Origin of the sequence: Streptomyces calidiresistens (assembly GCF_014141525.1) — a bacterium.
Lineage (GTDB): Bacteria > Actinomycetota > Actinomycetes > Streptomycetales > Streptomycetaceae > Streptomyces > Streptomyces calidiresistens.
Genome location: NZ_VKHS01000854.1, coordinates 1 through 2178, shown reverse-complemented (window position 1 = coordinate 2178; position 2178 = coordinate 1). Strand labels below are relative to the sequence as shown.

1 protein-coding gene is annotated in these 2178 nt (G+C 73.0%); it reads right to left on the bottom strand.

Features of this window, described 5'->3' with window-relative positions; all coding sequences use genetic code 11:
* Positions 1-54 precede the first annotated feature (54 nt).
* Positions 55-2085 carry a protein meaA gene (locus tag FOE67_RS23455; protein ID WP_323385360.1) on the bottom strand — a complete coding sequence of 677 codons (2031 nt, stop codon included), beginning with the start codon at positions 2083-2085 and terminating at the stop codon, positions 55-57.
* Between the last annotated feature and the right edge of the window lie 93 nt (positions 2086-2178).

Genomic DNA, 2178 nt, shown 5'->3' with positions numbered 1-2178 from the left:
GGCCGGACGGGGGAGCGGCGGGTGCTCCCGCCGTACCGGCCGCCCGGCCCGGCCTCAGCCGGGCACCCGGGACGCCGGTCGGTGCGCCCGGCGGATCTCCTCGACGATACGGCCGATGATGCCGGTGATCCCGAAGTCCTTGGGGGTGAAGACGGCGGCCACCCCGGCGGCCCGCAGCGCGGCGGCGTCGGCGGCCGGGATGATGCCGCCCACCACCACCGGGACGTCCGCCGCCCCGGCCTCCCGCAGCCGGCGCAGCACGTCCGGCACCAGTTCGGTGTGCGACCCCGAGAGGATGGAGAGCCCCACGCAGTGCACGTCCTCCGCCACGGCGGCGGCGACGATCTGCTCGGGGGTGAGCCGGATGCCCTGGTAGACCACCTCGAAGCCGGCGTCCCTGGCCCGTACGGCGATCTGCTCGGCACCGTTGCTGTGCCCGTCCAGGCCCGGCTTGCCGACCAGCAGGCGCAACCGCCCCGCTCCCAGCTCCCGGGCCGTCTCCTCCACCGATCGGCGCACGGCGGCCAGTTCGCCGCCCTCCCCGGGGGCGACCGCGACCGGCGCCCCGGAGACCCCGGTGGGGGCCCGGTACTCGCCGAAGACCTCGCGCAGCGCCCACGCCCACTCGCCGGTGGTCACGCCCGCCCGGGCGCACTCCATCGTGGCGGGCATCAGGTTCTCCGTGCCGGCCGCGGCCCGCTTCAGCCCGCCCAGGGCCCGGTGGACCCGCTCCTCGTCCCGCTCGTCCCGCCACCGGCCCAGGGCCTCGACCACCCGTGCCTCGTTGGCCGGGTCCACGGTCAGGATGGCGGTGTCGAGGTCGGCGGTCAGGGGGCTCGGCTCGGTGGCCCGGTGGCAGTTGACCCCGACGATCCGCTCCTCGCCGGACTCGATGCGGGCCCGGCGGCGGGCGTGCGAGGCGACCAGTTGCGACTTCAGGTAGCCGGACTCCACGGCCGCCATGACGCCGCCCATGTCCTCGATGCGCCGCATCTCCCCCTCGGCCGCGGAGACCAGCTCCTCCACCTTCTCCTCGACGACCTTCGAGCCCTCGAAGAGATCGGGGTACTCCAGCAGGTCGCTCTCCTCGGCGAGCACCTGCTGGATGCGCAGGGACCACTGCTGGTCCCAGGGTCGGGGCAGGCCCAGGGCCTCGTTCCAGGCCGGGAGCTGCACCGCGCGTGCCCGGGCGTCCCGGGAGAGGGTGACGGCCAGCATCTCCAGCACGATGCGCTGGACGTTGTTCTCCGGCTGGGCCTCGGTCAGCCCCAGCGAGTTGACCTGCACGCCGTACCGGAAGCGGCGGTGCCGGGGATCGGCGATGCCGTACCTCTCACGGGTGATCCGCTCCCACATGCGGGTGAAGGCCCGCATCTTGCACATCTCCTCGACGAAGCGGACGCCCGCGTTGACGAAGAAGGAGATGCGGCCGACCACGTCGCCCATGCGCCCGGTCGGCACCTGCCCGCCGTCGCGCACCGCGTCCAGCACCGCGACGGCGGTGGACAGGGCGTAGGCGATCTCCTGCACCGGCGTGGCGCCCGCCTCCTGCAGGTGGTAGCTGCAGATGTTGATCGGGTTCCACTTCGGCATGTGCTGCACGGTGTGCGCGATCACGTCCGTGGTCAGCCGCAGGGAGGGGCCGGGCGGGAAGACGTGGGTCCCCCGGGAGAGGTACTCCTTGACGATGTCGTTCTGGGTGGTGCCCTGCAGCGCGTGCGGGTCCGCGCCCTGCTCCTCGGCGACCACCCGGTACAGCGCCAGCAGCCACATGGCGGTGGCGTTGATGGTCATCGAGGTGTTCATCCGCTCCAGCGGGATGTCCTCGAACAGCCGCCGCATGTCACCCAGGTGGGAGACCGGGACACCCACCCGCCCGACCTCGCCGCGCGCCAGCACGTGGTCGGGGTCGTACCCGGTCTGGGTGGGCAGGTCGAAGGCGACCGACAGCCCGGTCTGGCCCTTCTCCAGGTTGCGCCGGTACAGCTCGTTGGAGGCCTCGGCGCTGGAGTGGCCCGCGTAGGTGCGCATCAGCCAGGGACGGTCCTTGGGACGGGATGTCCTCGAACAGCCGCCGCATGTCACCCAGGTGGGAGACCGGGACACCCACCCGCCCGACCTCGCCGCGCGCCAGCACGTGGTCGGGGTCGTACCCCTGTCTCTGATACACATCTGACG